The sequence below is a fragment of the Kitasatospora sp. NPDC036993 genome (assembly GCF_055607525.1).
Map to the genome: position 1 here is coordinate 131,665 of NZ_JBVJRP010000013.1, position 26,247 is coordinate 157,911.

General features: G+C 73.7%; 26 protein-coding genes and 1 riboswitch. Of the genes, 9 read left to right on the forward strand and 17 right to left on the reverse strand.

What is annotated here, in order from left to right; all coding sequences use genetic code 11:
* Positions 1 to 21 precede the first annotated feature (21 nt).
* The gene (locus ACZ7C5_RS26865) at positions 22 to 1,041 is read right to left on the reverse strand and encodes a PRC and DUF2382 domain-containing protein (protein ID WP_401088704.1); all 1,020 of its coding nucleotides are present in this window, start codon (positions 1,039 to 1,041) and stop codon (positions 22 to 24) included.
* 200 nt (positions 1,042 to 1,241) lie between these two features.
* Between ACZ7C5_RS26865 and ACZ7C5_RS26870 the strand changes: the two genes are divergently transcribed.
* From ACZ7C5_RS26870 to ACZ7C5_RS26880, 3 genes are all read left to right on the forward strand, one after another.
* On the forward strand, positions 1,242 to 1,601 hold the full coding sequence (locus tag ACZ7C5_RS26870; RefSeq protein ID WP_470323616.1) for a nuclear transport factor 2 family protein: 360 nt from the start codon (positions 1,242 to 1,244) through the stop codon (positions 1,599 to 1,601).
* 175 nt (positions 1,602 to 1,776) lie between these two features.
* Positions 1,777 to 2,310, forward strand: a complete 534-nt coding sequence (locus ACZ7C5_RS26875; protein ID WP_470323617.1) for a hypothetical protein — start codon at positions 1,777 to 1,779, stop codon at positions 2,308 to 2,310.
* Positions 2,307 to 3,569 (forward strand): sensor histidine kinase, encoded by a 1,263-nt coding sequence (locus ACZ7C5_RS26880; protein WP_401088698.1) that lies wholly within the window; start codon positions 2,307 to 2,309, stop codon positions 3,567 to 3,569. Before ACZ7C5_RS26875 ends, ACZ7C5_RS26880 begins: the two co-directional genes overlap by 4 nt.
* A gap of 17 nt (positions 3,570 to 3,586) precedes the next feature.
* Here the strand turns inward: ACZ7C5_RS26880 and ACZ7C5_RS26885 are convergent, their stop codons facing one another.
* The 5 genes from ACZ7C5_RS26885 to ACZ7C5_RS26905 form a co-directional block, all read right to left on the reverse strand.
* The gene (locus ACZ7C5_RS26885) at positions 3,587 to 4,381 is read right to left on the reverse strand and encodes a hypothetical protein (protein WP_401088697.1); all 795 of its coding nucleotides are present in this window, start codon (positions 4,379 to 4,381) and stop codon (positions 3,587 to 3,589) included.
* 135 nt (positions 4,382 to 4,516) lie between these two features.
* Positions 4,517 to 4,930 (reverse strand): VOC family protein, encoded by a 414-nt coding sequence (locus tag ACZ7C5_RS26890; RefSeq protein WP_401088695.1) that lies wholly within the window; start codon positions 4,928 to 4,930, stop codon positions 4,517 to 4,519.
* A 72-nt stretch (positions 4,931 to 5,002) separates the two neighbouring features.
* A complete protein-coding gene (locus ACZ7C5_RS26895) occupies positions 5,003 to 6,067 on the reverse strand; it encodes a fatty acid desaturase family protein (protein WP_401088894.1) in 1,065 nt (354 codons plus the stop codon).
* Between the two features lie 201 nt (positions 6,068 to 6,268).
* Positions 6,269 to 6,904: a TetR/AcrR family transcriptional regulator gene (locus ACZ7C5_RS26900; protein ID WP_401088693.1), complete on the reverse strand. Its 636-nt coding sequence runs from the start codon at positions 6,902 to 6,904 to the stop codon at positions 6,269 to 6,271.
* Between the two features lie 98 nt (positions 6,905 to 7,002).
* Positions 7,003 to 7,776 carry an SDR family NAD(P)-dependent oxidoreductase gene (locus ACZ7C5_RS26905; protein WP_401088691.1) on the reverse strand — a complete coding sequence of 258 codons (774 nt, stop codon included), beginning with the start codon at positions 7,774 to 7,776 and terminating at the stop codon, positions 7,003 to 7,005.
* A 199-nt stretch (positions 7,777 to 7,975) separates the two neighbouring features.
* Here ACZ7C5_RS26905 and ACZ7C5_RS26910 point away from each other — a divergent pair, with 199 nt between their 5' ends.
* Positions 7,976 to 8,611, forward strand: coding sequence for an NAD(P)-dependent oxidoreductase (locus tag ACZ7C5_RS26910; protein ID WP_401088689.1), 636 nt, complete (start codon positions 7,976 to 7,978; stop codon positions 8,609 to 8,611).
* 309 nt (positions 8,612 to 8,920) lie between these two features.
* On the opposite strand, the gene ACZ7C5_RS26915 is transcribed toward ACZ7C5_RS26910, so the two are convergent.
* Positions 8,921 to 9,832, reverse strand: coding sequence for a hypothetical protein (locus tag ACZ7C5_RS26915; protein WP_401088687.1), 912 nt, complete (start codon positions 9,830 to 9,832; stop codon positions 8,921 to 8,923).
* Between the two features lie 250 nt (positions 9,833 to 10,082).
* Here ACZ7C5_RS26915 and ACZ7C5_RS26920 point away from each other — a divergent pair, with 250 nt between their 5' ends.
* Positions 10,083 to 12,584, forward strand: a complete 2,502-nt coding sequence (locus tag ACZ7C5_RS26920) for a helicase-associated domain-containing protein (protein WP_470323618.1) — start codon at positions 10,083 to 10,085, stop codon at positions 12,582 to 12,584.
* Positions 12,585 to 12,594: 10 nt separating this feature from the next.
* On the opposite strand, the gene ACZ7C5_RS26925 is transcribed toward ACZ7C5_RS26920, so the two are convergent.
* Complete coding sequence (locus tag ACZ7C5_RS26925; protein ID WP_401088683.1) at positions 12,595 to 12,849, reverse strand: hypothetical protein; 255 nt, start codon at positions 12,847 to 12,849, stop codon at positions 12,595 to 12,597.
* A 126-nt stretch (positions 12,850 to 12,975) separates the two neighbouring features.
* Here ACZ7C5_RS26925 and ACZ7C5_RS26930 point away from each other — a divergent pair, with 126 nt between their 5' ends.
* Positions 12,976 to 14,613 (forward strand): DNA repair helicase XPB, encoded by a 1,638-nt coding sequence (locus ACZ7C5_RS26930; protein ID WP_188297570.1) that lies wholly within the window; start codon positions 12,976 to 12,978, stop codon positions 14,611 to 14,613.
* A 9-nt stretch (positions 14,614 to 14,622) separates the two neighbouring features.
* On the opposite strand, the gene ACZ7C5_RS26935 is transcribed toward ACZ7C5_RS26930, so the two are convergent.
* Positions 14,623 to 14,784 carry a hypothetical protein gene (locus ACZ7C5_RS26935; protein ID WP_188297571.1) on the reverse strand — a complete coding sequence of 54 codons (162 nt, stop codon included), beginning with the start codon at positions 14,782 to 14,784 and terminating at the stop codon, positions 14,623 to 14,625.
* Positions 14,785 to 15,119: 335 nt separating this feature from the next.
* On the opposite strand from ACZ7C5_RS26935, the gene ACZ7C5_RS26940 reads away from it, so the two are divergent.
* Positions 15,120 to 17,171, forward strand: coding sequence for a HelD family protein (locus ACZ7C5_RS26940; protein ID WP_470323619.1), 2,052 nt, complete (start codon positions 15,120 to 15,122; stop codon positions 17,169 to 17,171).
* 71 nt (positions 17,172 to 17,242) lie between these two features.
* On the opposite strand, the gene ACZ7C5_RS26945 is transcribed toward ACZ7C5_RS26940, so the two are convergent.
* From ACZ7C5_RS26945 to ACZ7C5_RS26955, 3 genes are all read right to left on the reverse strand, one after another.
* Positions 17,243 to 17,929, reverse strand: coding sequence for a copper homeostasis protein CutC (locus ACZ7C5_RS26945; protein ID WP_470323620.1), 687 nt, complete (start codon positions 17,927 to 17,929; stop codon positions 17,243 to 17,245).
* Between the two features lie 88 nt (positions 17,930 to 18,017).
* Positions 18,018 to 18,974, reverse strand: coding sequence for a hypothetical protein (locus ACZ7C5_RS26950; RefSeq protein ID WP_470323621.1), 957 nt, complete (start codon positions 18,972 to 18,974; stop codon positions 18,018 to 18,020).
* Entirely contained in the window at positions 18,971 to 19,354 is a 384-nt protein-coding gene (locus tag ACZ7C5_RS26955; RefSeq protein WP_188297575.1) for a PadR family transcriptional regulator, read from the reverse strand. The genes ACZ7C5_RS26950 and ACZ7C5_RS26955 overlap by 4 nt, the downstream gene beginning before the upstream one ends.
* Positions 19,355 to 19,411: 57 nt before the next feature.
* Between ACZ7C5_RS26955 and ACZ7C5_RS26960 the strand changes: the two genes are divergently transcribed.
* Positions 19,412 to 20,122, forward strand: coding sequence for an HD domain-containing protein (locus ACZ7C5_RS26960; protein ID WP_470323622.1), 711 nt, complete (start codon positions 19,412 to 19,414; stop codon positions 20,120 to 20,122).
* Positions 20,123 to 20,128: 6 nt separating this feature from the next.
* Here ACZ7C5_RS26960 and ACZ7C5_RS26965 read toward each other — a convergent pair whose 3' ends face one another.
* The 5 genes from ACZ7C5_RS26965 to thrC form a co-directional block, all read right to left on the reverse strand.
* Positions 20,129 to 20,485: a hypothetical protein gene (locus tag ACZ7C5_RS26965; protein ID WP_401088639.1), complete on the reverse strand. Its 357-nt coding sequence runs from the start codon at positions 20,483 to 20,485 to the stop codon at positions 20,129 to 20,131.
* Positions 20,486 to 20,598: 113 nt separating this feature from the next.
* Entirely contained in the window at positions 20,599 to 22,221 is a 1,623-nt protein-coding gene (gene groL / locus ACZ7C5_RS26970) for a chaperonin GroEL (RefSeq protein WP_401088637.1), read from the reverse strand.
* A gap of 323 nt (positions 22,222 to 22,544) precedes the next feature.
* On the reverse strand, positions 22,545 to 22,751 hold the full coding sequence (locus ACZ7C5_RS26975; protein ID WP_188297579.1) for a cold-shock protein: 207 nt from the start codon (positions 22,749 to 22,751) through the stop codon (positions 22,545 to 22,547).
* A 536-nt stretch (positions 22,752 to 23,287) separates the two neighbouring features.
* Complete coding sequence (locus ACZ7C5_RS26980) at positions 23,288 to 23,566, reverse strand: MoaD/ThiS family protein (protein ID WP_188297580.1); 279 nt, start codon at positions 23,564 to 23,566, stop codon at positions 23,288 to 23,290.
* 35 nt (positions 23,567 to 23,601) lie between these two features.
* Entirely contained in the window at positions 23,602 to 24,909 is a 1,308-nt protein-coding gene (gene thrC, locus ACZ7C5_RS26985) for a threonine synthase (RefSeq protein WP_401088634.1), read from the reverse strand.
* A gap of 17 nt (positions 24,910 to 24,926) precedes the next feature.
* A riboswitch (SAM riboswitch) is annotated at positions 24,927 to 25,062 on the reverse strand.
* Positions 25,063 to 25,173: 111 nt separating this feature from the next.
* On the opposite strand from thrC, the gene ACZ7C5_RS26990 reads away from it, so the two are divergent.
* Positions 25,174 to 26,238 (forward strand): glucosyl-3-phosphoglycerate synthase, encoded by a 1,065-nt coding sequence (locus ACZ7C5_RS26990; RefSeq protein ID WP_401088632.1) that lies wholly within the window; start codon positions 25,174 to 25,176, stop codon positions 26,236 to 26,238.
* Positions 26,239 to 26,247: the final 9 nt, after the last annotated feature.

A 26,247-nucleotide genomic window follows, 5' to 3' on the forward strand; every position in this document is an offset into this window, starting at 1 on the left:
GGCGTCACCGGCCGGGGGGCGTCACCGACGGCGGTCCTTGCCCAGGATCTCCGTGCCCTGTGCCTGCCCCATGGTCGTGCCGGCCTTCTTCCCGTCGGGCAGCTCGGCCTCGATGCGCTCCTTGCGCACCTGACCGGTGACGGTCCGCTCCTCGACGCGTTCCTCCGTCACCAGCCGCACGCGCTCGACCGGGACGGCCTCGGTGCGCACGACCGGCCGCTCCGCGTGCAGGGTGACCTCGTACTCGGCCTCCGAGATGAGCTCACCGGACATCGCGGCGCCCCGGTTGGCGTCGGTGATGGGCTCGTGCTCGACGTGGACCTCCTCGTGCCGCACCGGCACGGTCTGCCGCTCCTCCTCGGTGACGACGTACTTGCGCAGCTTCGCGTGGCCGGCCTCGTACCGCTCGACGCCGACGCTCATCCGCTCCTCGGAGCGGGTCATCGCCTCGTCCTTCCCGTGGTGGACACCGGCCCGCCCTGCGGCGGAGCCGACGGCACCCGGAGCGGCGGCGGCACGGGTGGTGGCACTCGGCGGCATCGCGGTGTGGCCGATCCCGGTGGCGGCGGCCCCGGTGGCGGCGGCCCCGGTCGCGCCCGCGGCACCGGCCGTGCCGGTGCGGCCGGCGGCGGTCCCGGCGGTGGCGCCCCCGGCAGCGGCGGCAGCGCCCGCGGCGGCCCCACCGCCCGCGCCGGGCCGGTTGGCGGCCTTCCAGGCCTCGTCCAGGTCGATGCCGTAGTACTGGTAGAGCCGCCGTTCCTCCCGCTCGGAGAGGTGCCCGCCGCGGTCCACGTCCACCAGCGGCGCGTCCTTGACCTTCTCCTTGGGGTACGGCACCTCCAGGTGGTCCCCGACGACCCGGGCGTCGCGGATCGGGACGAACGACTCGCTCGCGCCGAACCACCCGGTCTTGACGCTGACCCACTCGGGCCTGCCGGTGGTGTCGTCGAGGAACATGTGGTCCGCTTTGCCGATCTTGTTGCCCTGTGCGTCGTGGACGGGGTGGTGCAGCATCGAACGGGCCTGCTGTTCAGTGATCACGGTTCACGCCTCCTTCACGTTCCAGCGCTGAGCGCCTTACCAGGCACCGGAGTCCGAAACCACCTCAGCTGACATTCACTCATCGTGATGACGGTGAGCCGACGATCACGCACCGCGCACATCATTCATAACCAGGGGCGATGGATTCCATCCGATCCATCTGTTGGACGGATGAGTAAGACGGCCGGGAGGATGAAGACATGACGACGAAGACCGCACGTGAGCTCGCCGAGACCTACTTCACCGCCTGGGAGGCGGGCGACTTCGAGACCGTCCGGGGGCTGCTGGCCGACGATGTCGACTTCGTCGGCGCGCTGGGGACCGCCTCGGGAGTGGAGGAGGCGCTGGCCGGGCTGAAGGGGCTCGGGCGGGTGCTGGAGAGGATCGACGTGAAGATCCGGGTGGCCGAGGGCGACGAGGTGATCACCTGGTTCGAGCTGTGCACGAGCATCGCGCCGCCGGCCCCGACCGCGAACTGGATGCACGTCGAGGACGGGAGGATCACCCGGATCCGGGTGACCTTCGACCCGCGCGGGCTGCTGGCCGGCTTCGGCGGGTGAGACGGCCCCGGGCCCGTCCTCGACTCCGGAGACGGACCCCGCGGCCCGGCCACTCACCGGGCCGCTCCGGCCGGCCACTCACCCGAGCGGTCATTCCCGCAGGCGACGCACGGCGGGGCGCGCTACGACTGGGGTAGAGGTCCCACTCATTCCACTCCCCTCCGGGAGCCCCACCATGAACGAACGGACGCCCCCGCGCCCCGCCGTCGGCGCCACCGTGCACCAGGTCCAGTCGGACGGGAGCACCGGTCCTGCCCTCGCCCACGGCTTCCTCCTCGGCCCTCGGACGGTCCTGGTGCCCGAACCGCCGAGAACCGTCGGCGACCCGTGGCAGAGCCTCGCCGTCCGCATCACCGTCGACCCCGGCGACGGCCCGGAGGCCCTGCGTGTGGCCGGCATCGGCCTCTCCCCCCTCGACACCGACGACGTCCGGACCGCGGCGGCCTTCCTGGCCCTGCTCACGCCGTCCCGGCACGCGACCGGCATCCCCGAGGTCACCCGGGAGCAGCTCGTCGAAGCCCTCCGGCAGTACCACGGCGACCTGTGGGCCGCACACGTCGCACTCGGCTATCCGATCCGCCCGCCGGAGCACGCCGCGGCACCGGAACCGTGGTGGTCCGACGTCCAGACCGCCGGAGTCCCGCCGTTCACCGAGGCCTGGTGCTGCCTCGGCTCGAACCACTCGTGCTGCCGGGAACTCCGGTTGTGACGGACGGCGCCCGCCGCCGGAGGTCACCGGCCGGCACGGCACCGGACACCACGGCACCGGCCGGCGCGGCGCAGACCGGCACGGTGCAGGCCGGCACGGTGCAGGACGTCGCGCTGGCGCTGGCGATCACCGTCCCCGACGTCTTCTTCTACGCGGCCCCGCTCGCGCCGGGAGTGACCGCGCGCGACCAGCTGCTGGTGGCCGTCTTCGCGCTCCCGGAGGCCGCCGCCCTGGCCTTCCGCCGACGGTGGCCGGTGGCGGTGTTCGCCGTCGTCTGGGCCGCCGCCGTCGGCGCGGCGCTGCTCTCCCTGAACGCCGACTTCGGCTTCACGCCCTTCTTCGGCCTGCTGACCGCGCTGTACACGGTGGCCCGGCAGAGCGACCGGCCCACCGCCCTCACCACCCTCGTGGTGACGGGCCTCCCCGTCGCCCTGGGCATCTGGAACCCGATCGCCACGGGGGCGGTGCGCCCCGGCTACCAGACGGCGACGATCATCAGCGGCATCGCCTTCTACCTGCCGGTCACCGCCGTGGCCTGGGGCGCCGGCCGCTGGGTCCTGGCCGCCGCCCTCGCCGCCGAGCACGACCAGCGCGAACTCGCGCGGGCCCGGCAGGCCGTCCTCAGCGAACGCGTCCAGATCGCCCGCGAGTTGCACGACATCGTGGCCAACGCGGTGGCCGTCATCGTGCTCCAGGCCGACACGGCCCGCAGCACGGCGCCCGCCGACCCGGACCGGCTGGCCGGCGCCCTCGGCGACATCGAGGCGCTGGGCCGCAACGCGATGGCCGAACTGCGCCGCATGCTCCGGCTGTTGCGGACCGCCGACGTACCCGTGGCGGACAGCGCCGTACGACGCGGACTCGCCGACCTCGGCCCGCTCCTGGAGGACGCCCGCCGGGCCGGCGTCCTGATCGACCTGGAGGTGCGCGGCACTCCGGCCCACCTCGACGACAGCGTCGACCTGACGGCCTACCGGCTGATCCAGGAAGCCGTCACCAACATCATCAAGCACTCCGGCCCGGGCAGCCACGCCGCGGTGCGGATCGACTGGTCCGAGGTGCTGACCCTCGACGTGGTCGACGACGGCGCGGGCCGCCGCCCCGAGGCCCGTCGGGAGCTGTCCACCGGCCACGGCCTGCTCGGACTCGCCGAGCGCATCGCGCTGTTCGGCGGCGAGCTGACCGCCTCGCCCTACCGCTCGGGCTTCCGGGTCACCGCCACCCTGCCGCTCTCCCCGCCCCTCGGAACTCCTGGCTGACCGTCACCGGCGACCGGTCACAGCACCGCGGGCTCCCCCAGGTACCTGGTCGTGAAACCGAGGAGCAGCACGTAGCGGCCCTCGGCCGGCCGCGTCACCTCGCTCGGCCGCAGGGGCTCCCAGGTCAGGTACTCGGCCCGCTGCCCCTCGTCGTTCCGGTAGCGCCGGCTGCCGTGCCGCTCGTACCAGGAGTCCTCGCCGGACCTGAGGAGTTCGGGATCCGGCGCCGGGGCGACGCTCACGGCCAGTTCCGCCCCGGCCTCCGCCTCCGCCGACGGCGTGAGCGTCACGGACGGGGTGATCGGCCTGGCCGCCGCCGCTTCCACCTCCCCCGGCGCCGGGTCGGCGGGCGGCCGGTGCGCGTCCTCGTCGGCGGCGACCAGACCCTGCCACGACTGGTGGTTCTGCCAGCCCTCGGCACCCAGGTACCGGTCCACCTCGGCCAGCCGCGACCGGACGTCGCCGTCGTCGAAGGCCAGGTACACGTTCACGGTCCGTTCGCAGGCCGTCGGCAGCCACCGGCCTCCGGACCACATGTCGCTGCGGTAGTCCGTCCGGCACACGTCGACCGTCGACCTCCCCAACGCCTGGGCCCACGGCAGCAGTTCGGGCAACCGGTCGATCCGGCCGTCCATCCGCTGCGCCGCCGCCCGGCGGGCCTCCCCGGTCTCCGGGGCCTGGGCCAGACCCGGGACGTCCGGCGCGGCCGGAATGGCCGTGGCGAGGTAGGACCGCCACCCCAGCGAACCGGCGCCCACGACCGCCACCCCCAGGACCACGGTCAGCACCGCTCGCAGCCAGAACCGATCCACGCCCACTCCGCCCTCCGACCACCCTGCCCTGGCATGGTACGGGCACGAACGCGGAAACGACCCGGGCGGTGCCGGCGGAAGGCGGTCGCGCGCGGGGAGGACGGGGCCGGGCCGTCCTCCCGCGCGGACCCGCGGTCAGTCCTTCCCGCCACCCTGCCAGGCCGCCCGCTGACGCAGCGCGATCCGGTTGCCGTCCGGGTCGACCGCCTCGATCCGGACGCCGAAACCGTAGTCCTCCGGCTCCTCCTGCTCGAAGAGCACCCCGCGCCCGCGCAGCACCTCGAAGTCCGCCCGCAGGTCGTCGGATTCCAGGAAGACCGGCCCCGGCGTGCCCACCCCGGGCTTCCGCCCGGCCGGCAGCCCGGCCGACGCCGGGTGCGGCCAGAGGACGATCTCCAGCGCGCCGCCCGGGGCGGCCACGGTGAGGAACCGCCCGTCCGGGCCCGGGTGGTCGACGCGCTTCTCCAGGCCGAGCCCGTCGACGTAGAACCCCAGGGAGCGCTCCTGGTCGGTCACGTAGACCGTCACGTACATGATGTCCGTCAGCATCGTGCTGTTCCTCCGTACCCTCGGTGTCGCCCTGTCGCTCCACCGACGGATCCCGGCGGCCGGATGTGACGGTCACCCGCCGGAGACGACCCCGGAGCCGGAACCGGAGCGGAGGGGCTCACCCGTCCGGTGCAGGTGGACGAAGATCTCCCGGTAGGAGCGGAACAGACCCGTCTCGCAGTACGGGACGCCCTTCTCGGCGCAGAACTCCCGGGTGATCCGGGCCGCCCGCCCGAGCGCCGGGGTCGGCATGCTGGGGAAGAGGTGGTGCTCCACCTGGTAGTTGAGACCGCCCATCACCGCGTCGATGACCGCTCCGCCGCGGACGTTGCGCGAGGTGAGCACCTGGCGGCGCAGGAAGTCGAGCTTCATCTCCGGCGTCACCATCAGCATGCCCTTGTGGTTCGGGGCGAAGACGCAGCCCAGGTAGACGCCGAGCAGCGCCTGGTGCACGGCGAGGAAGGCGACCGCCTTGCCCGCGGGGAGAGCGGCGAACACCAGGCCGAAGTAGGCCGCGAAGTGGACGACCAGCAGCACGCCCTCCAGCAGCGGGCGCTTCATCATGGGGCTGCGCAGCGCGCGGAAGCTGTTGAAGCTGAGGTTGAGGCCCTCCAGCAGGAGCAGCGGGAGGAACAGGTACGCCTGCCGGCGGCCGATGAACCGGGCGAGGCCGCTCGCCTGCCGGGCCTGCCGCCTGGACCACACCAGGAGTTCGGGGGCGACGTCCGGGTCCCGCTCCTCGTGGTTCGGGTTGGCGTGGTGGCGGGTGTGCTTGTTCATCCACCAGCCGTAGCTCATGCCCATCAGCAGGTTGGCGACGATCCGCCCGCCCGCCTCGCTCGGCAGCCGCCGGTCGAAGACCTGACGGTGCGCCAGATCGTGGGAGAGCAGGCCGAGCTGGGCGAAGACGACGGACATCGCCGCCGCCAGGACGAGCTGCCACCAGGTGTCGCCCAGCGCGAACAGGGCGCACCAACCGCCGAGGAAGGCGGCGAGCACCAGGCCCGCGCGCACGGCGTAGTAGCCGTGGCGCCGGCCGAGCAGGCCCTCGGCGGCTATCCGGCGGGTCAACTGGGCGAAGTCGCTGCCGCCGCTCCCCGGCCGGGGAAGGAGGGCTTCGGGCGCTTCGGGCGTCATCACGGGCTGCGCAGGCATGCCCCGATTCTGCTGCGGCCGCCCGGGCCGGGGAACGGGGAAAGCACCCGTCCCGTAGGGGTGTTAACCCCCTTGCCCGCGCCGGGGCCCACCCGGGCGCGATCCCCGGCGCGGGCACCGCACGGCCCCGGCCGGACGGCCGGGCGCACCCCCCCCCGGGGGCCGTCCGGCCCGGATGCGGCGCTACCCGGCCGCGGGCCCGCCGAGCGCGGCGCGGACCAGGCGCAGGACGGCCGGGGTGGCCGCGGTCAGGTCACCGCCGTCACCGCCGTCACCGCCGGCGGCCCGGCCGCCCGCCCGCTCCACCTCCGCCGCCAGCCCGTCGAAGGTCTCGAAGGCGGTGAGGACGAAGAGCAGGCCCACGGCGTCCGGCGGCGCGGCGGGCAGCCGGCCGCACAGGACGGCGGCGCCCTCCCGGCGGCGGGCGTCACGGTCGGCGATGACCCGGCCCACCTCCTCGTCGAGCGCGGCGAGCGCCCGCAGCCTGCGGGTGCAGACCCGGTCGACCGCCCAGAAGCCGCCCAGCACCTCGACGAAGCGGTCCACCGCCGCCCAGGGGTCGGCCAGTGAGAAGGCCTCGCCGAGCCCGGCCATGCCGCCCTGCGCGGCGAGGGCGTCGCACACCGCCTCCAGCAGGCCCGCCTTGGAGCCGAACTGGTAGTAGACGGTCGCCCTGGCGACATCCGCTCGGCGGGCGACCGCGTCCAGCGACACCCCGCCGGTCTCCGTCAGGTGCGCGCGGGCGGCCGCGACGATCCGGGCTCGGGTCTCGTCGACCTCCGCCTGCCGCTGTCCCATCCGGTAGGACCGGGGGCTCATCCCGCTCGCCTCCACTCGTTCCGCGTGAACTGGCAGTATCGCCGATCGGTTCACCCGGGCCCGGGCCGCCCCGCCCCCCGCCGGGGCGGCCCGGGCGCTCAGAGCATGACCCGCCCACCGCTGACGTCCAGGGTCTGCCCGGTGATCCAGGAGGACGCGTCGGAGGCCAGGAACAGCGTGGCCGAGGCGATGTCCGCCGCTTCGCCGAGGCGCCCCAGCGGGTGCGCGGCGGCGACCGTGGCCCGGACCTCCGGCGGCATCTGCGCGGCGGTCCGCTCGGTGCGGACGGCGCCCGGCGCGATGGCGTTGACCCGGACGCCGTCGCCGGCCACCTCCAGGGCGAGGTGCCGGGTGAACATCAGCACGCCCGCCTTGGCGGTGGCGTACGCCGCGGAGGCGCCGCTGGGCAGTCGGCCCGCGGTGGAGGCCATGGTGACGATCGAGCCGCTGCCGCGCGCCGTCATGCCGGGCAGGAAGGCCCGGACGGTGAGGTAGGTGGCGGTGAGGTTGCCGTCCAGGACGGCCCGCCAGTGCTCCTCGGTCTCGCGGACGGTCGGGACGGGGTAGCCGTCGCCGCCGGCGAAGGCGGCCAGGACGTCGACCGGTCCGAGCTCGCGCTCGATCCGTTCGGCGGCGGAGCCGAGTGCCGCCGCGTCCGTGCAGTCGGCGACCAGGCCGACGGCCCTGGCGCCGTCCGCCCGCAGCTCCCCGGCCACCTCCGCCAGCGCCGCCTCGTCGCGGCCGAGGACGGCGACGGCCGCGCCCTGCATGGCGAAGGCGCGGGCGGTCTCCGCGCCGATGCCTCGACTGCCGCCGGTGATCACGACCACCCGGCCGTCCAGATCCGGGTATCCGGCCTGTCGAACTCCCATGTGCCATCGCTCCTTTGGGCTTGCGTTCGCGGTGTGCTGTGGTTCACTTGGTTTCATTCATACAGTCCGTCTGAATGAATCGCAAGACGCACACCCAGCAGGACGCACACCCCGCAGGACGCGCACCAAGCGAGCCCGCACCGGGCCCGCCCGAGTCCACCGGGACCGCCTGAGTCCCGGACATCCCGAGGAGGAACCGATGAGGATCGCCGTCGTGGGCGCCACCGGACGCACCGGCCGGCTGGTGGTCGAACTCGCGCTGGCGGCCGGGCACACCGTCACCGCCGTCGCCCGCGACCCCGCCCGGCTGCCCGGGTTCAGCCACGGCACCGTGCTCACCGCCCGCGCCGACGTCGGCCGCCCCGGCTCCCTGTACGAACCGCTGAACGGCCAGGACGCCGTGGTCGCCGCCCTCGGCACCACCGGCCGCCGGGCCACCACCGTCTTCTCCGACGGCGCGAGGGAGTTGACCGCCGCGGTCCGGGACGGCGGCGCCGGGCACCTGGTGACGATGAGCTCGGCGGGCCTGGACACCAGCCGGCTCCCGCTCGCCCAGCGAGTGGTGAGCAGACTGGTGGTCGACCGGCTGTACCGGGAGATCCACCACGACCTGGCCCGGATGGAGGCGGTGCTCGCCGGCTCCGACACCCCCTGGACGGTCGTCCGGGTGCCGATGCTCAAGGACGGACCGCCGGCCGTCGGCCCCCAGGTCTCGTACGACCGGCCGCTCCCCCGGGCCGGCACCGTCACCCGCGCCACCGTCGCCCGCTGGATCACCGACCACCTCGGCGACCCGGAGGCCTTCCGCCGCGTCGTCCACCTCGCCGACGACTGATGCTCCGTCAGCACCGCGAGGAGCGGCGGCCTACCGGCAGCCGGCCGTCAGCCGACGGTGACTCTGCCGACAGGCGTCGACTCGGGCCGCGTGCACGTCATCTCCGACGTCTTCGGCCACCACGGCCCGAGCGGCGGGGACGGCACCGTCAGCCTCCACGGCCACAACGGCGGCACCCCCGCCGTCCTGGACAGCTCCGGCCACTTCATCCACAAGCAGCCGACCCGGCACGGCCGTCGGAACGGCGGCCGGGCCGGCCCCCGCCCCCGCGGAGACCGGCCCGGCCGCGTTCGGCAGGCGTGCGGCCGCTCAGCCCTGCTCGCCCTGCTGCGGCGGGCGGCGGCGCAGGGCGAGCAGCAGCAGGACCACCGCCGACAGCCCGGCGGCCAGCCGCAGCACGCCCGGGGCGGACGTCCAGCTGATCTCGCCCAGCGGGGAGCCCGACTGGAGGCCGCCGACCTGTCCTCCCCCGCCCTGCCGGGCCTGCCGCATGGAGTAGAACGTGGACCCGCTGATCGTGATCAGCGGAATGCCGAGGACCACGAACTTGCGCATCAGCTCGGAGATCTGGCGGGACAGGTAGCCCAGGCCCCAGCCGGCCAGCATGACCGGGAAGACGCCGGAGACCGCCCCGCCGGCCAGCAGGCCGCAGGAGAGCAGGACCAGCGGGGAGGGCCTGCGGGCGGGCGCGGCCTGCTCCTGCTCCTTCCTCCCCTTCCTCCCCTTGGCCTTGTCCTTGCCCTTGGTCTTCCCTGCGGGCGGAGCGGGCTCGGGCGCCGTCCGCCCGAACAGGCCCCGGCGCGGCTTCTTCTTCAGCTCGGCGGGCTCGGCGGGTTCCGCCGCCGTCCCGGGCCCGGCCGCCGCCTCGTCCCCCTCGGCGGCGCGCTGCTCGGGGATCGGCTTCGGCGCGGGCCGCGGCCCGTCCGAGAAGTCGAACATCGTCATGGTCCACGGGCCGGTGCTCGACACCGTCGGCGGCGGGATCGCGTCCGCCCGCTCCTCGGTGACGGCCGTGTCCGGCAGGTCCAGCGACACGGACGGGAAGCCGGCCACACTCGGCGCCGGCGGGTCGTACACGCTGTCGGGGTCGAAGTCGGGCCCGGGGTCAGGCGCGGCCGCGGGCGGGACGTCGGCGGCCCCGCCGGACGCGGCCTCCGCCGGGCCGCCGCCCGAACGCTCGCTCCACGGCCCGCTCTTGCGCCACCACTCGCCGTCCGTCATCACCGACCACCCGCCTCGCCCGTACCGGCCACCCACGAACCGCCCTCGGCGAGACGCTACCCACCCCGCCCCCGACCGCGCGAGTCCGTCCGCCCCGCTCGTCACCGCCGTACCGCGGTACGGCGAGCGGTACGACGCGGTACGACGAACGGCGCGATGGGCGGCACGGCGAACGGCACGGCGAGCAGTACGGCGATACGGCGCCGTGCGGGACACCTCGCCGTCCCCGCACCCGACTAACCTAGGTCGAATGACCACACAGCAGGGCCCTCAACGCCGGGGCAGGTCCGCCACCGGCCCACGCACCCTCGCCGAGGAACTGCGCGCCCGTCCCGACGACGCGCTCGCCGCCCTGCTCCGCACCCGCCCCGACCTGCTGAACCCCGTCCCCGGCGACCTCACCCAGCTGTCCGCCCGGCTCTCCTCGCGCGCCTCCGCGCTGCGCGCCCTGGAACGGCTGGACCGGTTCACCCTCCAGGTCGCCGAGGCCCTGGCCACCGCCCAGGACGGCGCCTCGCTGGCCACCGTCCGCACCCTGCTGACCGGCCCGGCCAAGGTCAGGCCGCACCCCGGCGCCACCCCGCTCACCCCGGCCGACCGGTCCGCCGTCGCCGACGCCCTGCCCCGGGCCATCGCCACCCTGCGCGACCGGGCGCTGCTCTGGGGCCCGGACAACGGCCTGCGACTGGTCCTCGCCGTCCGCGATGCGCTCGCCCCGACCGCCAACAACCCGGGCCGCACCGGCCTCGGCCCCACCCTCGCCGACGTCACCACCGGCATGTCCCCGGCCAGGCTCCAGCAACTGCTCGCCTCGGCCGGGCAGCCCCCCACCCCGGACCCGGTCACCGCCGTCGCCGCGCTCACCGGCCTGCTCACCGACCGCACCCGCTGCGCCGCGCTGCTCGACACCGCGCCCGAGGCCGCCCTGCGGCTGCTGGAGCGGCTGGTCTGGGGCCCGCCCACCGGCACCGTCCCGGACGCCACCCGCGCGGTCACCGCCGAGGACGCCCAGAGCCCGGTCGAGTGGCTGCTCGCCCGCGGCCTGCTGCTGCCCACCAGCCCCGGCAGCGTCGTGCTGCCCCGCGAGCTCGCCCTGCACCTGCGCGGCGGCCGCACCCACCGCACCGTCGAACCCGTCCAGCCCGAACCCGAGCCCGCCGCCGCCCCGCGCGACCCCCAGGCCGTGGACGGCGCCGCGGCCGGCCAGGCGCACACCGCGGTCAAGACCGTCGAGGAACTGCTCGACCACCTCGGCCTCACCCCGCCGCCCACCCTGCGCGCCGGCGGCCTCGGCGTCCGCGACCTCAAGCGCACCGCCCAGGCCCTGGAGAGCACCGAGCAGCAGACCGCTTTCTGGCTCGAACTCGCCTACACCTCAGGGCTGCTGGCCCCCGACGGCGAGGCGGACGAACGCTGGGCCCCGACCCCCGGGTACGACACCTGGCTGCACCTGGACACCGCCGAGCGCTGGTCCGTCCTCGCCACCGCCTGGCTCGCCGCCACCCGCGTCCCCGCCCTCACCGGCACCCCGGACGGCAAGGGCAGGCCGCGCGCCGCCCTCGGCCCCGAACTGGACCGCACCCTGGCCCCGTCCGTCCGCCGCGCCGCCCTCGCCCTGCTCGCCGAACTCCCGCCCGGCACCCCGGCCACCGCCGGGGAACTGCTCCCCGCCCTGCGCTGGCAGCGCCCGCTGCGCGGCGGCCCCACCGGCCAGGACGGCCGCGAGCTGCGCGACGACCTCACCGCCTGGACCCTCGACGAGGCCGAACTCCTCGGCATCACCGGCCGCGGCGCCCTGGCCTCCCCCGCCCGCGCCCTGCTCACCGCCGAGGCCGACCCGGCCGAGGTGCTCGCCCCGCTGCTCCCGCAGCCCCTGGACCACGTGATCCTCCAGCCGGACCTCACCGCGATCGCCCCCGGCCCGCTGCTCACCCCGCTCGCCCACGCCCTCGCGCTCTGCGCCGACATCGAGTCCAAGGGCGGCGCCACCGTCTACCGCTTCACCCCGGCCTCGGTCCGCCGCGCCCTCGACGCCGGCCGCACCGCCACCGACCTGCGGGCCTTCCTGGAGCAGCACAGCCGCACGCCCGTCCCGCAGCCGCTCGCCTACCTGATCGACGACGTCGCCCGCCGGCACGGCATCCTGCGCGTCGGCGCCGCCTCCTCCTACCTGCGCTGCGACGACCCGTCCCTGCTGGGCGAGGTGCTCGCCGACCGCCGCTCCGCCGAACTGCGGCTGCGCCTGCTCGCCCCCACCGTCCTGGCCTCCCAGGCCGCCCCGGACGTCCTGCTCGCCGCCCTGCGCGCCATGGGCTACGCCCCGGCCGCCGAGTCCGCCGAGGGCGACGTGCTGATCACCCGCCCGGACAGCCACCGCACCCCGCCCCGCACGGCGCCCGTCCCGGTCCCCGACGGCCCGCCGACCCCCGACGACGTCCTGCTCGCCGCGGCCGTCAAGGCCGTCCGGGCCGGCGACCGCGCCGCCACCGCCAACCGCCGCGAACCCGCCCCCGACCCGCGCCACCTCCCCCGCACCGCCGCCGCCGAGACCCTGGCCACCCTCCAGACGGCCGTCCTGCTCGGCGAGCGGGTGTGGATCGGCTACCTCAACGCCGAGGGCATCGCCAGCCAGCGGATCATCGACCCGGTCAAGGTCGAAGGCGGCTTCGTCACCGCCTTCGACCACCACGCCGACGAACTCCGCACCTTCGCCCTGCACCGCATCACCGGCGTCGCGGAACTCGACGAGTGACCCGCGGGCCTCAGTGCCCCTGCTGCGCCTCCTTCATCTTCTCCTGCACGGCCTTGTCCGCCAGGCTGCCGATCTGCCCCTGCCCGACCGGCACCGCACCCCCGGTGACGGTGTCCGCGAGCAGGAACCCGGGCGCCGCGATCAGGCCGCCGGGCCCCTCGCCGATGCCCGCGAGGGCGTGGGCCGAACCGGCCGAACCGGCGGTGGCCGCGAAGGCCGAGCCCATCAGGGCGAGGGCGGTGAGAACACGCTTCGACTTCTTCATGGCCAGCCCAACGAGCGACCACACACCGTGGTCACTCCGGGACACCCTCCCGCGCACCACCCGCGATGCGCGACACTGGAGGGTCTGCGTCAAACCACCCTGTCAGCCAGTGGAGGGCTTCCCCGCGTGAACGACGGACCGCTCATCGTCCAGAGCGACAAAACTCTTCTCCTGGAGATCGACCACCCCAAGTCCGCCGACTGCCGTCGCGCCATCGCGCCGTTCGCCGAGCTGGAGCGGGCGCCCGAACACGTGCACACGTACCGGGTCACACCGCTCGGGCTGTGGAACGCGCGAGCGGCCGGGCACGACGCCGAGCAGGTGGTGGACGCCCTGGTGACGTACTCGCGCTACCCGGTGCCGCACGCGCTGCTGGTGGACGTGGCGGACACCATGGGCCGGTACGGGCGGCTCCAGCTGCTCAAGCACCCGACCCACGGGCTGGTGCTCACCACCACCGACCGGCCGGTGCTGGAGGAGGTGCTGCGCTCCAAGAAGATCGTCCCGCTGGTCGGCGCCCGGGTCGACCCCGACACCGTGGTGGTGCACCCCTCCGAGCGCGGGCAGATCAAGCAGGTGCTGCTCAAGCTCGGCTGGCCCGCCGAGGACTTCGCCGGGTACGTGGACGGCGAGGCGCACCCGATCGACCTGGACGAGGACGGGTGGCAGCTGCGCCCGTACCAGGCGCAGGCCGTCGAGGGCTTCTGGCACGGCGGCTCGGGCGTGGTCGTGCTGCCCTGCGGCGCCGGCAAGACGCTGGTCGGCGCGGCCGCGATGGCGCACGCCAAGTCGACCACGCTGATCCTGGTCACCAACACCGTCTCGGCCCGCCAGTGGAAGCACGAGCTGGTCAAGCGCACCTCGCTCACCGAGGACGAGATCGGCGAGTACAGCGGGACGCGGAAGGAGATCCGCCCGGTCACCATCGCCACCTACCAGGTGATGACCACCAAGCGGAAGGGCGTCTACGCCCACCTGGAGCTGTTCGACGCCCGCAACTGGGGCCTGGTGGTCTACGACGAGGTGCACCTGCTGCCCGCGCCGGTGTTCAAGTTCACCGCCGACCTCCAGGCCCGCCGCCGGCTCGGCCTGACCGCCACCCTGGTGCGCGAGGACGGCCGCGAGGGCGACGTGTTCAGCCTGATCGGCCCCAAGCGCTTCGACGCGCCGTGGAAGGAGATCGAGGCGCAGGGCTACATCGCGCCCGCCGACTGCTGCGAGGTGCGGGTCACCCTGACCGACTCCGAGCGGCTCTCCTACGCGACCGCCGAGCCCGAGGAGCGCTACCGCTTCTGCGCCACCACCGCGACCAAGCGACGGGTGGTGGAGGCGCTGGTCAGGAAGCACGAGAAGGACCAGACACTGATCATCGGCCAGTACATCGACCAGCTGGACGAACTCGGCGAGGTCCTGGACGCCCCGGTGATCAAGGGCGAGACCAGCAACGCCCAGCGCGAGAAGCTCTTCGAGGCCTTCCGGAACAAGGAGATCGGCGTCCTGGTGGTCTCCAAGGTGGCGAACTTCTCCATCGACCTGCCGGAGGCCACCGTGGCCATCCAGGTCTCCGGGACCTTCGGCTCCCGCCAGGAGGAGGCCCAGCGCCTCGGCCGGGTGCTGCGCCCCAAGGCGGACGGCCACTCGGCGCACTTCTACTCGGTGGTCGCCAGGGACACGGTGGACCAGGACTTCGCCGCCCACCGGCAGCGCTTCCTCGCCGAACAGGGCTACGCGTACCGGATCATCGACGCCGACGACGTGCTGTAGGACCGCGGTTCAGTACCGGACACCGTCGCGCCCGAGGAAGATCACGCGCGCGGCGGTGTCCAGGGCGATACCGACGTTGCGGACGGCGGTGCTCAGCGGGTTGCGGTGGCGTCCGGAGACGGCGGTGGCGCCGGCCGGACCGGATCGTGGGGTGCGGTTCGTGGTGCTCATGTCTTCAACGGTAGGCACCCGACCGGCCGAGGGCATCACTCCAAAGGCCGTACCCGCAGGTGCGCGGCTCGTCCTCCCGGTGTACCGCGGCCCGGGACCGGGGTAGGGGGCGACCCCGGGGCCGGGGTCGGGGGCGACCCCGAGACCTGCGGGACTGGTACCCCGGGGCGGACGGGTCTAAGATCGTCCGTCTGCCCCCTCCCGAACCGTGGTACCTGCTGAAGTCCCGCAGGCAGCCGGGGGAGGCGCCGACCGTACGGCAACCGGCCGGCACACCCACCGTGAGCTCCTACGATCCGCTGCGCCCGCCACCGGGACAGCCGGGAAGGTTCGCTGTGCCCGCCACCCCCACCACCGACCCCCTCCAGCGCGAACGCGACCACCTGGCCGCGTCCAGGGCCGCGCTGCGCGCCATGCGGGCGGACGTCGAATCGCTCGACATCCGCGACGTGACCGGCACCTGGGTCACCGCCATGGTGCTCCAGAACCAGATCACGGCCAGGATCGCCGCACTGGCCGACCTCTCGCACACCCCGCTGTTCTTCGGCCGCCTCGACTACCTGCACGCGATCAGCGAAGAACTCAGCGAGGGCAGCGGAGGCGAGAGCTTCTACATCGGGCGCCGGCACGTCCACGACGCCGACGGCGACCCGATGGTGATCGACTGGCGCGCGCCGGTCTCCCAGCCGTTCTACCGGGCCAGCCGCACCGACCCGCTGGACGTCGAGCGCCGCCGCCGCTTCGGCTACACCGGCGGCGAACTCACCGCCTACGAGGACGAGCACCTCAGCGACCCGGCCGAGAGCGAGACCTCCTCCGCCCTGCTGGCCGCCGAGATCGAGAAGCCCCGCGTCGGCCCGATGCGCGACATCGTCGCCACCATCCAGCCCGAGCAGGACGAGATCGTCCGCTCCGACATCACGGGCACCATCTGCGTCCAGGGGGCGCCCGGCACCGGGAAGACCGCCGTCGGCCTGCACCGGGTCGCCTACCTGCTGTACGCGCACCGCGAGCGCCTCGCCAGGACCGGCACCCTGGTGATCGGGCCGAACAACGCCTTCCTCTCCTACATCGAGCAGGTGCTCCCGGCCCTCGGCGAGCTGGAGGTCGCCCAGGCCACCGTGCAGCAGCTGGTCGGGCACGTCGAGGTGCGGGGCGAGGACGTCCCCGAGGCGGCCCGGCTGAAGGGCGACGCCCGGATGGCCGAGGTGCTGCGCCGGGCGGTGCGCTCGGGCATCACGCTGCCCGCCGAGCCCTGCGTGGTGGTCCGCGGCTCCCGCCGCTGGCGCGTTCCGGTGTACGAACTGGTCGAGATCATCGAGGAGTTGAAGGGCCGCGAGGTCCGTTACGGCGCCGCCAGGGACGCCCTGCCGCAGCGCATCGCGCACACCGTGCTGCTGAAGATGGAGCAGGGCGGCGAGGCCCCGGACGACCGGGTGCAGGACGCGGTGGCCCGCAACCCCGAGGTCAAGGCGGTGGTCAAGGAGTGCTGGCCGGCCGTCGACCCGGCGAAGCTGGTCCTGCGGCTGCTCTCCGATCCGGCGTTCCTGGCCGAGTGCGCCGAGGGCGTCCTCACCCCCGAGGAGCAGCGGGCGGTGCTCTGGCCCAAGCCCGGCCGCTCGGTGAAGACCGCGCGCTGGACGGCGGCCGACGCCGTCCTGGTGGACGAGGCGACCGACCTGGTGCAGCGCACCCCCTCGCTCGGCCACGTGGTGCTGGACGAGGCCCAGGACCTCTCCCCGATGCAGTACCGGGCGGTCGGCCGCCGCTGCACCACCGGCTCGGCGACCGTCCTCGGCGACCTCGCCCAGGGCACCACCCCGTGGGCGACCGCGAGCTGGCCGGAGGCGCTGCGCCACCTGGGCAAGCCGGAGGCGCACATCGAGGAGCTGACCAAGGGCTTCCGGGTGCCTGAGGAGGTCATCGGGTACGCCTCCCGGCTGCTCCCGGCGATCGCCCCCGGCCTGGCCCCGGCCTCCTCGGTCCGTGACGCGCCGGGGTCGCTGACGATCCGCCGGGTCGCGGACGGGGAGTGCACCGAGGCGGTCCTGGCGGCCTGCCGGGAGGCGCTGGAGCACGAGGGCTCGACCGGCCTGATCGCCGCCGACGCCCGCGTCCCGCGGCTCGCCGAGGCGCTGACCGCGGCCGGTCTGCCGTACCTCTCCCCCGGCGACGAGACCAGCGCGGAGGCCAGGCTCACCCTGGTCCCGGCCTCGCTGGCCAAGGGCCTGGAGTACGACTACGTGGTGCTGGACGAGCCGGCCGCGGTGGTCGCCGGGGAGCCGGACGAGCGGACCGGTCTGCGGCGGCTGTACGTGGCGCTGACCCGGGCCGTGTCCGGGCTGACGGTGCTGCACGGCGAGCCGCTGCCCGAGCAGCTGCGGTAGTGCGCGAAAGGGCCGGTCCACGGGGACCGGCCCTTTCGAACGGCGTCCGTCGCGGGCACCCGCAACGACGCTCAGGCGTCGATCATCGCCCGCCAGTCGGCGACCTTGGCCGGGTCCACCGGTGTCCGCCAGCCGTCGACCCGCACCGCGCCGCCGACGTGGAAGGCGTCGAACCCCTCCGCCCGCAGCTCCTTCAGGTGCTCGGCCCGCAGGCCGCCGCCGATCAGGATCCGCTGCCGGTACCCGGGCTCGCCGGCCCTGGCCAGCTCGGCCGACAGCACGTCGCGCCCGGCGTCCACCCCGGCGACCGCGCCGGAGGTGAGGAAGGTGTCCAGGCCGGGCAGCCCGCCGACGGCGGCCCGCAGCGCGGCCCGGTCGGTGCTGTGGTCGATCGCCCGGTGGAAGGTCCAGCGGCAGCCGGCGATCGTCTCGGCGACGGCCGTGGTGGCGGCCAGGTCGACGGCGCCCCCGGCGCCGAGGAAGCCGAGGACGAACTCCTCGGCCCCCTCGGCCCGCAGCGCGGTGGCCCGGGCGCACAGCTCGTCCACGTCGCCGGGGGCGAAGCCGTCCCGGATCCGCAGCATGACCCGCAGCGGGATGCCGACGGCGGCCCGGATCCGGCCGAAGTCCTCGACGGACGGGGTGAGCCCGTCCGCGGCCATGTCGGTGACCAGTTCGAGCCGGTCGGCGCCGCCCGACTCGGCGGCCTGGGCGTCCTGGGGCGTCAGCGCGATGACTTCGAAAATTGGTCTAGACATATTCGACAGCCTGCCACATCCGCCCTCCCCCGGAAACTCCGAGGAGGCCATTCCGGTCATACCGGAGCGGCCTCCTCGTGGGCACCGGTCACGCCGCCGCGTGGACCTCCGGGACCGTCTCCCGACGCCCGAACCGGTGCACCGCCACGGCCACCAGCACCAGCGCGGCGACCGTCGGCGCCGCCATCGGCAGCAGGTGGGAGATCCCGCCCGAGCCGCGCCAGATGTTGAACAGGCAGCCGGGCCCGGCCAGCACCAGCGCCGCCACCCCGACGGCCATCGGCGCGAACCGTCCGCGCAGTCCGGCGAAGGTCAGCAGCAACGGGGCGATCAGCATCACCACGAACCACTGGCGGTCCAGCGGGAAGGTGGTGTCGTCCCAGCTCTGGGCGGCCGCCAGCAGCCCGCCCGCCGCGATCGAGGCCAGCACCAGGCCGGCCGTGCGCCAGGTCGGCCGCGGCAGCAGGTCGGTCGGCGCCGCGACCAGCAGCACGGCCGCCACCACGAACGGCAGCGAGGCCATCCCGATGTAGCCGCTCCACCACACGTCGAAGGACGAGTTCCACGCGGCGTCCGCCAGGTCGTACAGCCCCATCGCGCCCAGGACCAGCGCACTCACCCGCACCGCCGTCCACCGCCCCAGCAGGGCCGCCACCGCGAGCAGCGCGGCGGCCACCGGCGGACAGAACGACGAGAAGTAGACGCCGTACGAGTCGTCCCAGGAGAGGTGGATGGCGATCCGGTCCGCGGTGGTCAGCCAGGCCACCAGCATGGCGCCGGCCGCGGCCCCGGCGAGCATCGGCGCGACCAGCGCCAGCAGCCGCCCGGCCGCCGAGGCGCCGGTCAGCCCGAGCCGCACCCGCAGCCCGTACGCGGCCAGGCCGAGGACCTCCCGGGCGACGGCCGGCCGGCCGCCCGCCGCCGTCGTGTCGGCGAACACCTCGGCCAGCTCCTCGCCGCGCTCGTGGCGGTAGCGCGCCGGGTAGAGCTGGAGCGCGGCCCGCAGCACCGCCGAGGGCCCCGCGCCGATCACCGGTGTGGTCATGAGAGGCCTCCCCCCGTCGCGGGCCGCCCCTGCGACCCGGTCTTGCCCGGCAGCATCGACCGGATCCTGGTCAGCCGGCGCTCGGCCTCGGTGGCGACCGCCCGCAGGCGCCCGGCCTCGGCGGCCAGCGCGTCCCGGCCGGCGTCGGTCAGCGCGTAGCTGCGCCGGGCGCGGCCGTCCACGACCTCCTCGGCGGCCACCTCGATCAGGCCCTGGCCCAGCAGCCGGTCGAGCGCCCCGTAGAGCGTGCCGGTGCGCATCTTGACCCGGCCGTCGGAGATCGCGGCGATCTCCTGGATGAGCGCGTAGCCGTGCCGCGGGGCGTCGGCCAGCGCGGTGAGCAGCAGCAGCGTGGGCTCCTGCATGGAGCGTTCTGTCATACGACTACATATATCGTCAACCTACCTATAGGTCCAGTGCGGGGCCCGGCCGCCACAATGGTCGCCATGCCGATCACCGAGCCCGACCCCGCCACCACGGCGCCCGACCCGTCCGGCACCGAGGCCGGCCTGCTCGCCGCCTGGACCGCCCTGCTGCACCGCTGCGGGGCCGGCGCCGACCCCGAGCCCTACGGCCGGGAGCTGCTGCGCCGCTGGTCGGAACCGCAGCGCCGCTACCACCGCGTCGCACACCTGCACGCGGTGCTGCGGCACGTCGACGAGCTGGCCGGACACGCCGCCGACCCGGACGCGGTCCGCCTGGCGGCCTGGTTCCACGACGCCGTCTACCGCCCCGACCGCACCGAGAACGAGGAGCGCAGCGCCGCCCTGGCCGTCCGCGCGCTGACCGCCGCCGGACTGCCCGCCGAACGGGTCGCCGAGGTCGAACGCCTCGTCCTGCTCACCGTCGGCCACGACCCCGCCCCCGGCGACCGCGACGGCGAGGTGCTCTGCGACGCGGACCTCGCCGTCCTCGGCGGCACCCCCGAGGCGTACGCGGCGTACGCGGCCGCCGTCCGCGCGGAGTACGGCTTCGTCCCCGCGCCGGACTTCACGGCCGGCCGGGCCGCCGTCCTGCGCCGGCTGCTGGCCCTGCCCGCCCTCTACCGCTCCCCCGCCGCCCGCGAGCGCTTCACGGCGGCCGCGCGCGCCAACCTGACGGCCGAACTCCGGGAGCTGACCGGCCAGGACCCGTCCGACACCCCTTAGAGCGCCCTACGGCAGCTTGCCCACCGGTGCCACCACCGCGCCCCGCTTGCCGCACACCCAGTGCGGCTCCGGCCCCAGCTCGGGCTCCACGCCCAGCGCGTGCGGGTCCCCCTCGGCCGCGCAGTCGGCGCACAGCGGCCAGCGCCCGTACTCCTCCAGCAGCGCGTCCTGGACGTCCTGGGCGACCAGCCCGAGCACGTACTCGGTGCCGTCCGGCCACTGCTCCAGCCACCAGCGGCGGTGCGTCACGGCCTGTTCCACCAGCGAGACGACGGCGGCGTCCGCCACGTCCCGCGCGGTGAGGTCGGCCAGGATCAGTGCCCGGGCGTTGTGCAGGGCGGTCTCGATGTCGTCGGCAGCCATCCGTCCATCCTCTCCCCGATTCCCCCGAACGCCGAAACGCCGCGTGGGCGGCCCCCCGAAGGGGACCGCCCACGCGGACGGGGAACCAGCCGATCCGATCGAAGCGATCAGGATCAGAAGTCCATGTCACCGCCCGGCATGCCGCCGCCGGCGGCCGCGGCGGCCTTCTCCGGCTTGTCGGCGATGACGGCCTCGGTGGTGAGGAACAGCGCCGCGATGGAGGCGGCGTTCTGCAGCGCGGAGCGGGTGACCTTGGCCGGGTCGATGATGCCCGCGGCGACCAGGTCGACGTACTCGTTGGTGGCGGCGTTCAGACCGTGACCGGCGGGGAGGTTGCGCACCTTCTCCACCACGACGCCACCCTCCAGGCCGGCGTTGGTCGCGATCTGCTTGATCGGGGCCTCCAGCGCGACCTTGACGATGTTGGCACCGGTGGCCTCGTCGCCGTCCAGCTCCAGCTTGTCGAAGGCGACACCGGCCTGCAGCAGCGCGACGCCACCACCGGCGACGATGCCCTCCTCGACGGCGGCCTTGGCGTTGCGGACGGCGTCCTCGATGCGGTGCTTGCGCTCCTTGAGCTCCACCTCGGTGGCCGCGCCGGCCTTGATGACGGCCACGCCGCCGGCCAGCTTGGCGAGGCGCTCCTGGAGCTTCTCGCGGTCGTAGTCCGAGTCGCTGTTCTCGATCTCGGCACGGATCTGGTTCACGCGACCCTGGACCTGGTCGGCGTCACCGGCACCATCGATGATGGTGGTCTCGTCCTTGGTGATGACCACCTTGCGGGCGCGGCCCAGCAGGTCGATGCCGGCGTTCTCCAGCTTGAGGCCGACCTCCTCGGAGATCACGGTGCCACCGGTGAGGATGGCGATGTCGCCGAGCATGGCCTTGCGGCGGTCGCCGAAGCCCGGGGCCTTGACGGCGACGGACTTGAAGGTGCCGCGGATCTTGTTCACGACCAGGGTCGACAGGGCCTCGCCCTCGACGTCCTCGGCGATGATGACCAGCGACTTGCCGCCCTGCATGACCTTCTCCAGCAGCGGCAGCAGGTCCTTGACCGAGCTGATCTTGGAGTTGGCGATGAGGATGTAGGCGTCCTCGAAGCTCGTCTCCATGCGCTCCAGGTCGGTGGCGAAGTAGGCCGAGATGTAGCCCTTGTCGAAGCGCATGCCCTCGGTGAGCTCGAGCTCCAGACCGAAGGTGTTGCTCTCCTCGACGGTGATGACGCCTTCCTTGCCGACCTTGTCCATGGCCTCGGCGATCAGCTCGCCGATCTGGGTGTCAGCGGCGGAGATGGAGGCGGTGGAGGCGATCTGCTCCTTGGTCTCCACGTCCTTGGCCTGGGCCAGCAGCTGGTCCGAGACGGCGATGACGGCCTTCTCGATGCCGCGCTTCAGGGCCATCGGGTTGGCGCCGGCGGCGACGTTGCGCAGACCCTCGCGAACCAGGGCCTGGGCGAGCACGGTGGCGGTGGTGGTGCCGTCACCCGCGACGTCGTCCGTCTTCTTGGCGACCTCCTTGACGAGCTCCGCACCGATCTTCTCGTACGGGTCCTCGAGCTCGATCTCCTTGGCGATGGAGACACCGTCGTTGGTGATCGTGGGGGCGCCCCACTTCTTCTCCAGCACGACGTTGCGGCCCTTGGGGCCGAGCGTGACCTTCACGGCGTCGGCGAGCTGGTTCATGCCACGCTCAAGGCCGCGGCGAGCTTCCTCATCAAAGGCGATGATCTTGGCCATCTGAAGTGGTCCTCCGGGACACGGTCGACTGCTCGGACCAAGGGGTGCCCGCGACGGACGGCCCTGGTGTGCGGGGGTCCATTCCCCTACCGCTCCCGGGGGCCTCACCGACCCGGTCCGCTGTCACTCTCACGCTGTGAGTGCTAACGCCAATGATTAGCACTCAGGGTGGTCGAGTGCAAGCCCCGGCGATGATCCGCGAGCCGCCGACGGGACCGTCCTGGAACGCCGACGGGCCCGTACGACACGCGTCGCACGGGCCCGTCGAGAAGCGAGTGGTCACCAGCCGTAGGGCCGCGCCGAGCTCCTGGGGTCGGAAGGGGTCATTCCGCCGCGGCGCGAACCATGTCCGCCTGCGGGCCCTTCTGTCCCTGGGAGATCTCGAACTCGACCCGCTGGCCCTCCTCGAGGGTGCGGTAGCCGTCCATCTGGATCGCGCTGTAGTGGACGAAGACGTCCGCACCACCGTCGACCGCGATGAAGCCGTAGCCCTTCTCCGCGTTGAACCACTTGACGGTGCCCTGAGCCATTCCGAACTCCCCTAGTGCTGTGCTGGCCCTTCACGCGCCCGCAGGTAGCGGGCCCGGGTTGGTTTGAAGGCCGGCCCGGGGAACCCCCCCTGGGCACAGCCGTGCACGCCGCAACCCTCCGCACGGGACACCGAACGGCCTCCGGTGAGCGGGTGATTGCGTCGACCGCCGCTGAATGTATCCGGATCGACGCCCTCTGCAACAGGGCCAGCCACCGGTAATTCCGCCAAGGCGACAGGGGACAGGACGGGTTGAATCGGAATAATCTCCGCATTCCACGCCGGACATAGCGGACGAATTACTCAAATGCCTGCGGGAATTCTGACATCCGCCTGACATGTTTTACGGTCCGTGCCCAGCAGCCGGACTCCCCGGGCCGAGCACTGCGGGGGCCGAAAGGGAAACCCTGTTCCCAGCCGAGCCACACTCTACTCCGACTCGAACCGGAAATATTCCCGCGGGAATGCAAGCGGTCGCCCGCGCGTACGGAGAACGGAATTCCGTACGCGCGGGCGACCGCGGGTGCTCGCGCCGGCTCAGCAGCCGCCGGCCACCGCCGGGATGATCGAGACGCCGGCGCCGTCCTTGATCTCGGTCGCCAGGCCCTCGGCGAAACGCACGTCGTCGTCGTTCACGTAGACGTTCACGAAGCGGCGGAGCTTGCCGGTGTCGTCCAGGATGCGGGCCGAGATGCCCGCGTGGTTCTTCTCCAGGTCGGCGATGACCTCGGCCAGGGTGGCACCCTCGGCGGTCACCTCGGCGGCGCCGCCGGTGTAGGTGCGCAGGATGGTGGGGATGCGGACGTTGGCGCTCATGACTCTCCTTGCGGGGGTGGGGCCTGACGGGTGGTTCAGAGGGACGCGAGGCCGGCGGCGCGGAAGGAGTCCAGCGTCGGGCGGATGACGGCGGTCATCCCGGCGTCGGAGACGGCGTCCAGGGTCTTCAGGCCGTCACCGGTGTTGATCGCGACGGTCTCCTTGGCCGGGTCCAGCTGCCCGGTCTCGACCAGCTTCTTCAGCACGCCGACGGTCACCCCGCCCGCGGTCTCGGCGAAGATGCCCTCGGTGCGCGCCAGCAGCCGGATCGCCGCCACGACCTCCGCGTCCGTGACGTCCTCCACCGCGCCACCGGTGCGGCGGGCGATGTCCAGCACGTACGGACCGTCAGCCGGGTTGCCGATCGCCAGCGACTTGGCGATGGTGTCCGGCTTCACCGGCTTGATCACGTCCCGGCCGGCCTTGAACGCGGCCGACACCGGCGAGCAGCCCTCGGCCTGGGCGCCGAAGATCCGGTACGGCCGGTCCTCGACCAGGCCGAGCCTGATCAGCTCCTGGAGGCCCTTGTCGATCTTCGTCAGCTGCGAGCCCGAGGCGATCGGGATCACGATCTGCTCCGGCAGCCGCCAGCCGAGCTGCTCGCAGATCTCGTACGCCAGCGTCTTGGAACCCTCGCCGTAGTACGGCCGCAGGTTCACGTTGACGAAGCCCCAGCCCTCGCCGGCCGAGTCACCGATCAGCTCCGAGCAGAAGCGGTTCACGTCGTCGTAGTTGCCCTCGATGCCGACCAGCTCGCCGCCGTACACCCCGGCCATGACGACCTTGCCCTGCTCCAGGTCGTGCGGGATGAACACGCAGGACTTGAAACCGGCCCTGGCCGCCGCCGCGCCCACCGCACCGGCCAGGTTGCCTGTGGAGGAGCAGGACAGCGTGGTGTACCCGAACGCCCTGGCCGCCTCGATGGCACAGGCCACCACGCGGTCCTTGAACGAGTGGGTCGGGTTCCCGGAGTCGTCCTTGATGTGCAGCTGGGCGGTGAAACCGAGCTCGCGGCCCAGGTTGTCCGCCTTCACCAGCGGGGTCCACCCCGGGTTCAGGTTCGGCTTGGAGGCGACGTCGGCCGGGACCGGCAGCAACGGCGCGTAGCGCCAGATCGACGCCGGGCCGGCCTCGATCCGCTTGCGCAGCTCCTCGGCGGCCTCACCGCCGAACTCGTAGGCGATCTCCAGCGGGCCGAAGCACTCCAGGCAGGCGAAGCTGGGGCCGAGCGGGAAGCGGGTGCCGCACTCCCGACAGGACAGGGCGGCGGCGGGGCCGAGGTCGACGGATGGGGGTCCCCCCGGCCGACGGCTGGGGGAGGGTGCGGCGATGTCGATAGCCATGGTGGCGGAGGCCTCTCTCCTCATCTTCCCCGTGGCGCGGTCGCGGCACGGGACGGAATTGGCACCTGTCCCGCCGGGGGCCGTCGAGGACGGCCGGGCGAGAAGGTTGCCGGGACGTCAACGGGCCGTTCCCTCAGTCCCTCTGGATGAGCTTGTGAAATTGTGGTGGTGCTCGGCGGCGACCCCGGCGTGCAAAGGTCCGACCGCTGTACGAAGACTGTATCCGAAGGCGTCAACTCCGAACGGGACCGTCCGCCAAGCGAGATGACCCGTCCCACCCGACTCGCCGAGGAGACCTCCGTGCCCGCCGAACCGACCTCCGAGCTCCTCCCGCAGGCGGCGTCCTGGCTGCACCGCCGCTCCTGGAGCGCGGCCGACCGGCCGGTCCACACCCTCCTCGCGGCCAAGGAGCGCACCGGCCGCACCGTCAGCGTCGTCCTCCCCGCCCTGGACGAGGAGGCCACCGTCGGCGACATCGTCCGCATCATCCGCCGCGAGCTGATGGAACGCCTCCCGCTGGTCGACGAGCTCGTCGTCGTGGACTCCGGCTCGACCGACGCCACCGCCGCCGTCGCCGCCGAGGCCGGCGCCCGGGTGGAACACCGCGACCGGATCCTCCCCCGCCTGCCCGCCGTCCCCGGCAAGGGCGAGGTCCTCTGGCGCTCCCTGCTGGTCACCCGCGGCGACATCGTCTGCTTCGTCGACGCCGACCTGCGCGAGTTCGACCCGGCGCTCGTCTCCGGCATCGTCGGCCCGCTGCTGACCGACGAGTCCATCCAGCTGGTCAAGGCCATGTACGACCGCCCCCTGGAGTCGGAGGGCGCCGTCCTGCCCGCCGGCGGCGGCCGGGTCACCGAACTCGTCGCCCGCCCCCTGCTCAACCTCCACTGGCCGGAGCTGGCCGGCTTCGTCCAGCCGCTCGGCGGCGAGTACGCGGCCCGCCGCCCGCTGCTCGAACGGCTGCCCTTCCCCACCGGCTACGGCGTCGAACTCGGCCTCCTGGTCGACGCCCTGGAACTGGCCGGCCTGGACGCCCTGGCCCAGGTGGACGTCGGCGTCCGGCACCACCGCCACCAGGACGGCCAGGCCCTCGGCCGGATGGCCGCCACCATCTACCGGACCGCCCTCGAACGCCTCGACCGCGCCCACCGCCTCAAGGCCTCCGCCGACCTCGTCCGCCCCCACCTCACCCAGTTCACCCGCGCCCCGGAGACCCTCTCCCAGCCTTCGGCCGGGGGGACCCCCATCTTCACGCCCCGCACCTACGAGATCACCGCCCTGGAACGGCCCCCGATGCACACCGTCCCCGAGTACGCCACTCGGCACTGACACGTTTGC

Excerpts from the sequence above, each read along its gene's own strand:
- ACZ7C5_RS26870 (WP_470323616.1), top strand. The coding sequence starts at position 1,242 with ATGACGACGAAGACCGCACGTGAGCTCGCCGAGACCTACTTCACCGCC.
- ACZ7C5_RS26875 (WP_470323617.1), top strand. The coding sequence starts at position 1,777 with ATGAACGAACGGACGCCCCCGCGCCCCGCCGTCGGCGCCACCGTGCAC.
- ACZ7C5_RS26890 (WP_401088695.1), bottom strand. The coding sequence starts at position 4,930 with ATGCTGACGGACATCATGTACGTGACGGTCTACGTGACCGACCAGGAG.
- ACZ7C5_RS26895 (WP_401088894.1), bottom strand. The coding sequence starts at position 6,067 with ATGACGCCCGAAGCGCCCGAAGCCCTCCTTCCCCGGCCGGGGAGCGGC.
- ACZ7C5_RS26900 (WP_401088693.1), bottom strand. The coding sequence starts at position 6,904 with ATGAGCCCCCGGTCCTACCGGATGGGACAGCGGCAGGCGGAGGTCGAC.
- ACZ7C5_RS26905 (WP_401088691.1), bottom strand. The coding sequence starts at position 7,776 with ATGGGAGTTCGACAGGCCGGATACCCGGATCTGGACGGCCGGGTGGTC.
- ACZ7C5_RS26910 (WP_401088689.1), top strand. The coding sequence starts at position 7,976 with ATGAGGATCGCCGTCGTGGGCGCCACCGGACGCACCGGCCGGCTGGTG.
- ACZ7C5_RS26915 (WP_401088687.1), bottom strand. The coding sequence starts at position 9,832 with ATGACGGACGGCGAGTGGTGGCGCAAGAGCGGGCCGTGGAGCGAGCGT.
- ACZ7C5_RS26920 (WP_470323618.1), top strand. The coding sequence starts at position 10,083 with ATGACCACACAGCAGGGCCCTCAACGCCGGGGCAGGTCCGCCACCGGC.
- ACZ7C5_RS26925 (WP_401088683.1), bottom strand. The coding sequence starts at position 12,849 with ATGAAGAAGTCGAAGCGTGTTCTCACCGCCCTCGCCCTGATGGGCTCG.
- ACZ7C5_RS26935 (WP_188297571.1), bottom strand. The coding sequence starts at position 14,784 with ATGAGCACCACGAACCGCACCCCACGATCCGGTCCGGCCGGCGCCACC.
- ACZ7C5_RS26945 (WP_470323620.1), bottom strand. The coding sequence starts at position 17,929 with ATGTCTAGACCAATTTTCGAAGTCATCGCGCTGACGCCCCAGGACGCC.
- ACZ7C5_RS26950 (WP_470323621.1), bottom strand. The coding sequence starts at position 18,974 with ATGACCACACCGGTGATCGGCGCGGGGCCCTCGGCGGTGCTGCGGGCC.
- ACZ7C5_RS26955 (WP_188297575.1), bottom strand. The coding sequence starts at position 19,354 with ATGACAGAACGCTCCATGCAGGAGCCCACGCTGCTGCTGCTCACCGCG.
- ACZ7C5_RS26960 (WP_470323622.1), top strand. The coding sequence starts at position 19,412 with ATGGTCGCCATGCCGATCACCGAGCCCGACCCCGCCACCACGGCGCCC.
- ACZ7C5_RS26965 (WP_401088639.1), bottom strand. The coding sequence starts at position 20,485 with ATGGCTGCCGACGACATCGAGACCGCCCTGCACAACGCCCGGGCACTG.
- groL (WP_401088637.1), bottom strand. The coding sequence starts at position 22,221 with ATGGCCAAGATCATCGCCTTTGATGAGGAAGCTCGCCGCGGCCTTGAG.
- ACZ7C5_RS26975 (WP_188297579.1), bottom strand. The coding sequence starts at position 22,751 with ATGGCTCAGGGCACCGTCAAGTGGTTCAACGCGGAGAAGGGCTACGGC.
- ACZ7C5_RS26980 (WP_188297580.1), bottom strand. The coding sequence starts at position 23,566 with ATGAGCGCCAACGTCCGCATCCCCACCATCCTGCGCACCTACACCGGC.
- thrC (WP_401088634.1), bottom strand. The coding sequence starts at position 24,909 with ATGGCTATCGACATCGCCGCACCCTCCCCCAGCCGTCGGCCGGGGGGA.
- ACZ7C5_RS26990 (WP_401088632.1), top strand. The coding sequence starts at position 25,174 with ATGACCCGTCCCACCCGACTCGCCGAGGAGACCTCCGTGCCCGCCGAA.